General features: G+C 53.6%; 7 protein-coding genes. 3 read left to right on the top strand and 4 right to left on the bottom strand.

The genetic code is table 11. The features are described from left to right. Positions 1 to 278 precede the first annotated feature (278 nt). The 3 genes from DBY90_RS07315 to trpS form a co-directional block, all read right to left on the bottom strand. Positions 279 to 1,283, bottom strand: a complete 1,005-nt coding sequence (locus DBY90_RS07315; protein WP_070492126.1) for an adenosine deaminase — start codon at positions 1,281 to 1,283, stop codon at positions 279 to 281. Between the two features lie 17 nt (positions 1,284 to 1,300). Next, positions 1,301 to 1,840, bottom strand: a complete 540-nt coding sequence (locus DBY90_RS07320) for a hypothetical protein (protein ID WP_070492123.1) — start codon at positions 1,838 to 1,840, stop codon at positions 1,301 to 1,303. A gap of 75 nt (positions 1,841 to 1,915) precedes the next feature. Further along, a complete protein-coding gene (trpS, locus tag DBY90_RS07325) occupies positions 1,916 to 2,926 on the bottom strand; it encodes a tryptophan--tRNA ligase (protein ID WP_070492120.1) in 1,011 nt (336 codons plus the stop codon). A gap of 261 nt (positions 2,927 to 3,187) precedes the next feature. Here trpS and clpB point away from each other — a divergent pair, with 261 nt between their 5' ends. Continuing rightward, on the top strand, positions 3,188 to 5,761 hold the full coding sequence (gene clpB / locus DBY90_RS07330; protein ID WP_070492117.1) for an ATP-dependent chaperone ClpB: 2,574 nt from the start codon (positions 3,188 to 3,190) through the stop codon (positions 5,759 to 5,761). A 98-nt stretch (positions 5,762 to 5,859) separates the two neighbouring features. On the opposite strand, the gene DBY90_RS07335 is transcribed toward clpB, so the two are convergent. Further along, positions 5,860 to 6,768: a Dyp-type peroxidase gene (locus DBY90_RS07335; RefSeq protein WP_070492112.1), complete on the bottom strand. Its 909-nt coding sequence runs from the start codon at positions 6,766 to 6,768 to the stop codon at positions 5,860 to 5,862. A 132-nt stretch (positions 6,769 to 6,900) separates the two neighbouring features. Here DBY90_RS07335 and DBY90_RS07340 point away from each other — a divergent pair, with 132 nt between their 5' ends. Beyond that, the gene (locus tag DBY90_RS07340) at positions 6,901 to 7,986 is read left to right on the top strand and encodes a metallophosphoesterase (RefSeq protein WP_070492110.1); all 1,086 of its coding nucleotides are present in this window, start codon (positions 6,901 to 6,903) and stop codon (positions 7,984 to 7,986) included. A 108-nt stretch (positions 7,987 to 8,094) separates the two neighbouring features. Continuing rightward, positions 8,095 to 8,275, top strand: a 181-nt coding sequence (locus DBY90_RS07350; protein ID WP_185952179.1) for a helix-turn-helix domain-containing protein, incomplete at its 3' end; no start/stop codon positions are given.

Genomic DNA, 8,275 nt, shown 5'->3' on the forward strand with positions numbered 1-8,275 from the left:
CTTCTGCGCTGAAACGGTATTTTTATATTGGATTAACTTTAAACCAGTACGGCGTTGCCTCGCCTTAGCTCAAAGAGAACGATTCTCTAAGGTGCTGAAGCACCAAGTGAATCGGTTCCGTACTATCTGTACTGTCTGCGGCTTTGTCGCCTTGTCCTGATTTTTGTTAATCCACTATATTTAGAAGGGTCGTCTGAAAAGAAGTTCGATGTTTATACGGTTCGCATTTTAACCGAGAAAAAAGCCGACCGGATGGCTTTTTCAGGTCGGCTTCTTCTTTAAACATGGATGCCGTCGATTTCGGCGTACCGTTTTGCTTTTTCTTCCTCACTTAAAAACGAGGCTTTGAACGAGTTTTTGCACAAGGTGCGGATGTCTGCTTCATTCAAACCCAATGCGTCGGTAAGTTCGATAAAGTTTTGGTTGATATAGCCGCCGAAATAGGCGGGGTCGTCTGAATTGACGGTAACCAATACGCCGCGCTCAAGCATACGGCGCAGGTTGTGTCGGGACAGGTCGCCGACGACTTTGAGCTTGAGGTTGCTCAAGGGGCAGACGGTCAGGGGCATTTGCTCGGCAATCAGACGTTGCATAAGGGTTTCGTCTTCTTCAGAGCGCACGCCGTGGTCGATGCGGACGACTTTCAGTAAATCCAACGCTTCCCAAACGTATTCGGGCGGGCCTTCTTCGCCGGCATGGGCAACGGCGGGAAAACCTTGCGCGCGGGCTTGGGCGAAGACGCGCTCGAATTTGGAGGGCGGGTTGCCGAGTTCGCCCGAATCCAGTCCGATGCCGTCGATATGTCGTCTGAAAGGCTGTGCTTGGGCCAACGTTTCAAACGCGGATTCTTCGCTCAAATGCCGCAGGAAACACATAATCAGCCTGCTGGAAATGCCCCATTTTTCCTGCGCTTCCAGACGGGCGCGGGTGATGCCGTTGATGACGGTTTCAAACGATACGCCGCGCGCGGTATGGGTTTGCGGGTCGAAGAAGATTTCGGCGTGGACGACGTTATCCTCGCGGCAGCGGGCGAAATAGGCGGTGGTCAGGTCGTAAAAATCCTGTTCGTGAAGCAAGACCGCCGCTGCGGCGTAGTAAATATCGAGGAAGGATTGCAGGTTGTGAAAATCGTAAGCGCGGCGCACGGCTTCCACATCCGCATAGGGAATGGAAACGCCGTTGCGCCCGGCGATGGCGAACATCAATTCCGGCTCGAACGTGCCTTCGATATGGACGTGCAATTCGGCTTTAGGCAGAGCGCGGATTAAGGCGTGGACGGACATGGGCGGCACTCGCTCGGTCAATAATGGCGGCGGCGGAAGAAGAACATTCCTTCGCTGTCCACTTCAAGGATATAGCGGCCGTTTTGAACGGCGGCATAACCGCTTTTGCCCGCCTGATAGGGTTGCAGGGCGGCATGAGAGAGGAGGTAGCTCGTCAGGTTGCCGCCGTCTTCGGCGATGTTGCCGACCAGTTTGGCAAACAAGGCATGGCATTTGCCGTTTTCAGTCCAGCCCAAAGGCTCGCCTTTGTCGCCGGTTTCCATACATTTGCCGCTGATGACTTCCAAGTCGTTGGGGTGGTTGCCGATCAGGTGGATGGTGTTTTGTTCGGACAAGCCGTTAATCGGATAGCTGATTTGTTTTTTGCCGTCATTGGTTTTGCCTTCGCTGCTTTGTCCTAAATCCAAGCCTGCGATGGCGTTGTTGTCGATGTATTTGACTTTAAACGCGGGCTTTGGCGCGGCTTCGGCGGCATTTTGGGCGGGCTCGGCAGGAGCTTCGGATTTGCCGCAGGCGGCAAGCAGGAGGGCGGATAAGAGAATCGGAAAGGCTTTCATCGGATATTCCTTGTTTTAAACAGGAAAAGGTCGTCTGAAAATAGCGGGCTGCTTTTTCAGACGACCTTTTGAGATTTACTTCAATGGGCGGATGCCGACGGCGTCGCGTACTTGGTCCAGCAGTTCGCGCGCTTCTTTGCGCGCTTTGGCTGCGCCCGCCTGCAGGATGTCTTCGATTTGCGAAGGATTGGCGGTCAGCGCGTTGTAGCGTTCGCGCGGTTCTGCCAGCTCGGCGTTGATTTTGGCGGCCAAGAGTTTTTTGGCTTCGCCCCATGCCAGACCTTCAGCCAGCATTTGCGTAAACGCTGCGGTTTCAGACGGCGTGGAGAAGGCTTTGTAGATTTCAAACAAAGGGCTTTCGTCGGGCTGTTTCGGCTCGCCTGGCTCTTTCATATTGGTGATGATTTTGTTGACCGATTTTTGGGTTTTCTTGTCGTTTTCCCAAAGCGGAATGGTGTTGCCGTAGGATTTGGACATTTTGCGTCCGTCCAAGCCGACCAAGAGTTCGACGTTTTCATCGATTTTCACCTCGGGCAGGGTGAAGACTTCTTTGAAGCGGTGGTTGAAGCGGCCGGCGATGTCGCGCGCCATTTCGACGTGTTGGATTTGGTCGCGGCCGACGGGGACTTCGTTGGCGTTGAACATGAGAATGTCGGCGGTCATCAGGATAGGGTAGCTGTACAAACCCATTTCTACGCCGTGGTCGGGATCTTCCTGATTGTTTTCGACATTTGCCTGCACGGCGGCTTTGTAGGCGTGGGCGCGGTTCATCAGGCCTTTGGCGGTGATGCAGGTCAGAATCCAGTTCAATTCCATCACTTCGGGAATGTCGCTTTGGCGGTAGAAGGTGGTGCGCTCGGGATCGAGTCCGCAGGCCAGCCAAGTGGCGGCAACGGCTTGGGTGGATTGGTGAATCATCTCCGGCTCGTGGCATTTGATGATGCCGTGGTAGTCGGCGAGGAAGAGGAAGGATTCGGTGTCGGGCGTTTGCGCCGCGCGGACGGCAGGGCGGATGGCGCCGACGTAGTTGCCCAGATGCGGGATGCCGGTGGTGGTTACGCCGGTGAGGACGCGTTTCTTGCTCATGGGGATATCCTTAATGGCTCAAGGTCGTCTGAAAATGAAATAGGGATTGATTATACCTGATTCCCAACGAGTTTTCAGACGACCTTTTTATAGTGGGCATATCGACTTATTCACAGCTTTTTCTGATTTAATCTATTTTAAAAACAGATTGATACTATATTTTTTAATATTTTGGTAAATTTTTCTCTTGAGTTATCCACAGGCGACACTATATAGCGTTTATTAGAAAGATATTCGTTTCAGAAGAAAGGAAACCTAAAGATGAGATTCGACAAATTAACCGCCAAATTCCAACAAGCCCTTGCAGAAGCTCAGAGTTTGGCGTTGGCTGCGGACAGCAGCTATCTGGAAGCGGGCTTTGTACTGAAAGCCCTGCTTGACGACCAAAACAGCGGAGCCGCCGCGCTGTTGGCCCATGCGGGCGTGAATGTGCCGCAGGTGAAACAGCGTTTGCAGCAGCATTTGAACAGCCTGCCGAAAGTGTCTGGTCAGGGAGGCGATATTCTGCCCAGCCGCGAATTGCAGGCAGTGTTGAACCTGATGGACAAAGCCGCAACCAAACGCGGCGATGCCTATATCGCCAGCGAACTTTTCCTGCTTGCTTTGGTGCAGCAGAACGATGCGACCGGCAAAATCTTGAAAGAAGCCGGCGCGACCGAACAAAACATCAACGCCGCGATCGACGCGGTACGAGGAGGACAAAACGTGAACGATGCCAATGCCGAAGACCAACGCGATGCTCTGAAAAAATACACGCTCGACCTGACCCAGCGCGCCCGCGACGGCAAACTCGACCCCGTTATCGGCCGCGACGACGAAATCCGCCGCGCGATTCAGGTGCTGCAACGCCGCACCAAAAACAACCCGGTGTTGATTGGCGAACCGGGCGTGGGTAAAACTGCTATCGTCGAAGGCTTGGCGCAGCGCATCGTCAACGGCGAAGTGCCCGAATCCCTGCGCAACAAACGCCTGCTGGTTTTGGATTTGGCAGCATTGATTGCCGGCGCAAAATACCGCGGCGAATTTGAAGAACGCTTGAAAGGCGTGTTGAACGACTTGGCGAAAGACGACGGCAACACCTTGATTTTCATCGACGAAATTCATACTTTGGTCGGCGCGGGCAAAACCGACGGTGCGATGGATGCGGGCAATATGTTGAAACCGGCTTTGGCGCGCGGCGAACTGCACTGCATCGGTGCGACCACCTTGGACGAATACCGCCAATACATCGAAAAAGACGCGGCACTCGAACGCCGCTTCCAAAAAGTATTGGTCGGTGAACCCAGCGTGGAAGACACCATCGCCATACTGCGCGGTTTGCAGGAACGTTACGAAATCCACCACGGCATCGACATCACCGACCCCGCCATTGTTGCCGCCGCGGAATTGAGCGACCGCTACATTACCGACCGCTTCCTGCCCGATAAAGCGATTGATTTGATTGACGAAGCCGCCAGCCGTATCAAAATGGAGCTGGACAGCAAACCCGAGCAGATGGACAAACTCGACCGCCGCATCATTCAGCTCAAAATGGAAAAAATGCACGTTGCCAAAGAGAGCGACGATGCCAGCAAAAAACGTTTGGAACTGATAGACGAAGAAATCGACGGCTTGCAAAAAGAATACGCCGATTTGGACGAAATCTGGAAAGCCGAAAAAGCCGCGTCTTCCAGTACCGCCGACATCAAGAAACAGATGGACGACATCAAAGTCAAAATTGAGCAGGCCAAACGCCAAGGCGACTTCGCCCGTGCGTCCGAACTCGAATACGGCGAGTTGCCGAAATTGGGTGCGCAGTTGCAAGCGGCGGAAAGTAACCCCGACGGCAAAAAACAAAACAAACTTTTCCGCACCGAAGTGGGCGCAGACGAAGTGGCCGAAATCGTATCGCGTATGACCGGCATCCCCGTGTCCAAAATGATGGAAGGCGAACGCGACAAGCTGCTGAAAATGGAAGAAGTATTGCACCGCCGCGTGGTCGGTCAAGACGAAGCCGTGCGCGCCGTGTCCGACGCTATCCGCCGCAGCCGCTCCGGCCTTGCCGATCCGAACAAACCTTACGGCAGCTTCCTGTTCCTAGGCCCGACCGGCGTGGGTAAAACCGAGTTGTGCAAAGCCTTGGCAGGCTTCCTGTTTGACAGCGAAGACCATCTCATCCGCATCGACATGTCCGAATACATGGAGAAACACGCCGTTGCCCGCCTGATCGGCGCGCCTCCGGGCTATGTCGGCTACGAAGAGGGTGGCTACTTGACCGAACAAGTCCGCCGCAAACCGTACAGCGTGATTCTGCTGGACGAAGTGGAAAAAGCCCATCCGGACGTGTTCAACATCCTGCTGCAAGTATTGGATGACGGCCGCCTGACCGACGGACAGGGCCGCACCGTGGACTTCAAAAACACTGTTATCGTCATGACTTCCAACATCGGCAGCCAGCACATCCAACAAATGGGTACGCAGGATTACGAAGCCGTGAAAGAAGCAGTGATGGAAGAAGTGAAAGCCTACTTCCGTCCCGAAATGATCAACCGTATCGACGAAGTGGTCGTGTTCCACGGACTGAATCAGGAGAATATCCGCAACATCGCGAAAATCCAGCTCAAAGGTTTGGAAAAACGTTTGGAAGCGCAGCACTTGCACATGAAAGTGGACGATGCCGCATTGGATTTGATTGCCAAAGCCGGTTTCGACCCTGTGTACGGCGCGCGCCCGCTCAAACGCGCCATCCAGTCGGAAATCGAAAATCCGCTGGCCAAAGCCCTGCTCGAAGGCAAATATGCGCCCGACAGCACGATTCATGTGAAAGAAGAGGGCGGCAAGCTGGTGTTTGCTTGATTTAATGGCTTGAAGAAAGGTCGTCTGAAAACTTGATTACGGGTTTTCAGACGACCTTTTATTTTAGGGCTTCAATATTTCACATCAGCAACGCGGTTTTACAGATTCTGCAAACGCTCGACCGAAGGGGCGTAGTAATATGCGCTGGAAACGGCGGTGGAAAGATGCTTAAGCAGAAGGTCGGTTTTGCCGTCGGCATCGCCAAACATGTGCAAAAGCTGTACTTCGATGTTGTGCAGGGTATGGCAGTAGGCAGTGAACATCAAACCGTGTTCGCCGCTGAGTTTGCCGAAGGGCAGGCTGCGGCGGACGATTTTCAGCCCCACGCCGTTTTCTTTCAGGTTGACGCGACCCAAGTGCGAATCGGGCAGGCGAACGTCTTTGCTGAATTCTTCGTTGGCTTCTTTGCTGCGGCCGACGCTGGCTTCTTGTTCGGCAACGGGGACGGCATCCCATTTTTTCAGGTCGTGCAAGTATTTTTGCAGGAGGACGTAGCTACCGCCGGCATCGGGTCGGCCTTCGGGAATAATGGCGACATTGCGGACGTTTTCATCGCCTTGCGGGTTTTCAGTACCATCGACAAAGCCGTCCAAGCCGCGGTCTTCATAAAGGCGCAGGCCGTGTTCCTCGGTGGCGACGCTGATGCTGTCTCCGAACGCGGCAAAGACGGATTGGGCGAGCGCGAAGGCGGCTTTTTGGCGGTAGGCTTGGATGTGGATGTAAATATCGTGTTGGGTCGAAGGGGCAAGGCCGTTGCCCATGACGGGGAAGGGCTTGATTTCGCTGCCTTCTTCCGCATGTCCGAACGCTTTCCATGCTTCGCTGCCGAAGGCGATGGTCATGCCTAAAATATCTTCGGGAAAGCGGGTTTTGAGTTTCGCCAAGGCTTCAAGCGAAGTTTTGCAGGCGGTTTTGATGTCGTCGTAGCGGCTGTCGCGAATGTCGGCCTCGATGAATATTCCGGCTTGGGCGTGGTCGGGGATGATGGCGGTTTGCGGGCAGAGCATTGTATTTCCTTTGCGGTTTATGAAAATTTTCAAGCGGTATTATAGCACTTAAGGTTTTCAGACGACCTCGTCTGAAAGGGCGGATATGATAGAATCCGCCGTTTGGGTTTTAATTTTCAACAGGTTCGCTTTATGTTTGGCACGATGTTTCTGATTATGATTGTATTGCTTCAGCTTTTTACGTTCGGGCTGGGGCGTTCGTTGCAATGGCTGTTCTCGCCGGTGGTCGGCAAGGCGGGCAGGCGTTGGCTGATGGGTGTGTCGTATTTCGTGACCAACGGCCTGTTGGCGGGGCTTTTGTTGGAGTTGGGACATTTTATGTTCCGCATCATGGCGTTTTGGATGGTGTTGCTGCTGTTTGTGATGTATGCGGCACTGGCGACGTTTGTCCTGTTTCTACTGCTGCGCAAATTTGTGGCTAGCCGGTCGTTATCGCGCAGCCTGAGGTTGTTTGCGCCTCTGTTTGTATTCGGCTTGGTCGGCTTTGGTATGTACAACGCCTATACGCCCGTCGTCCGTCATCAGACTGTCGTGATCGATAAGAAAATGGACAAACCGCTGCGCATCGGCGTGGCAAGCGACCTGCACTTGGGGATTTTGTTCGGCGCGCGGCAACTGGATAAGCTGGTGGACATCATGAACCGCGAAAAAGTCGATTTAATCCTGTTGCCGGGCGATTTGATGGACGACAACGTCGATGCCTACCGCAAAGAGAATATGCAGCCGCATCTGGGTCGTCTGAAAGCGCCGTTGGGTGTTTACGCGACTTTGGGCAATCACGATATGTTCGGTGACAGCGCGCGCATCCGCCATGACCTCGAAGCGGCGGGCATTACCGTACTCGGCAACCAAGTGTTGCAACAAGATGCTTTCTTGCTCGTCGGTCGCAACGATGACTTGGATCACGACCGTCCGTCTGTCGCGCAGTTGCTGGAAAACCACAATACCGACCAGCCCGTTTTGCTGATGGATCACCGCCCGACCGAAGTCGAGGCGCACGCCACGCTGCCTATTGATGTTCAAGTTTCCGGCCATGTACACAACGGTCAAATCGCACCGGCAAACCTGATTGTGCGCACACTCTACCGCCTTGCCTACGGCTATGAAGAAATCGGCGGAAGACACTTTTTTGTTACGTCCGGCTACGGTTTCTGGGGGATTCCGCTGCGCTTGGGTTCTCAGTCGGAAGTGTGGGTGATTGATGTGAAGGGGAAGTAATTTATTGAAATTAAGATATAAGGTGTATGAAAAAAGGTCGTCTGAAACAAAATGAACTGCACCCCAAAAGTTGGACATCCCCTCCAACTCACAAGGTGCAGTTTTTTTATGAGCAAATATACATTACACTTCAAATACCAAGCCGTACTCCACTACCTGCACATACGCAGCCAACAGCGTACCGCAGATCATTACGGCATTTCCCGAACCCACCTGCGACGGTGGATACGCGCCTATCAAGAAGGCGGCATCGGCGCACTCGAACATCCCCAATCCAAAACCATGACCG

This window comes from Neisseria mucosa (genome assembly GCF_003044445.1).
Classification (GTDB): domain Bacteria; phylum Pseudomonadota; class Gammaproteobacteria; order Burkholderiales; family Neisseriaceae; genus Neisseria; species Neisseria mucosa_A.

Bases quoted from the DNA above. Each gene is read 5' to 3' on its own strand.
- DBY90_RS07320 (WP_070492123.1), bottom strand. From the start codon at position 1,840: ATGAAAGCCTTTCCGATTCTCTTATCCGCCCTCCTGCTTGCCGCCTGC.
- DBY90_RS07315 (WP_070492126.1), bottom strand. From the start codon at position 1,283: ATGTCCGTCCACGCCTTAATCCGCGCTCTGCCTAAAGCCGAATTGCAC.
- DBY90_RS07335 (WP_070492112.1), bottom strand. From the start codon at position 6,768: ATGCTCTGCCCGCAAACCGCCATCATCCCCGACCACGCCCAAGCCGGA.
- clpB (WP_070492117.1), top strand. From the start codon at position 3,188: ATGAGATTCGACAAATTAACCGCCAAATTCCAACAAGCCCTTGCAGAA.
- DBY90_RS07340 (WP_070492110.1), top strand. From the start codon at position 6,901: ATGTTTGGCACGATGTTTCTGATTATGATTGTATTGCTTCAGCTTTTT.
- trpS (WP_070492120.1), bottom strand. From the start codon at position 2,926: ATGAGCAAGAAACGCGTCCTCACCGGCGTAACCACCACCGGCATCCCG.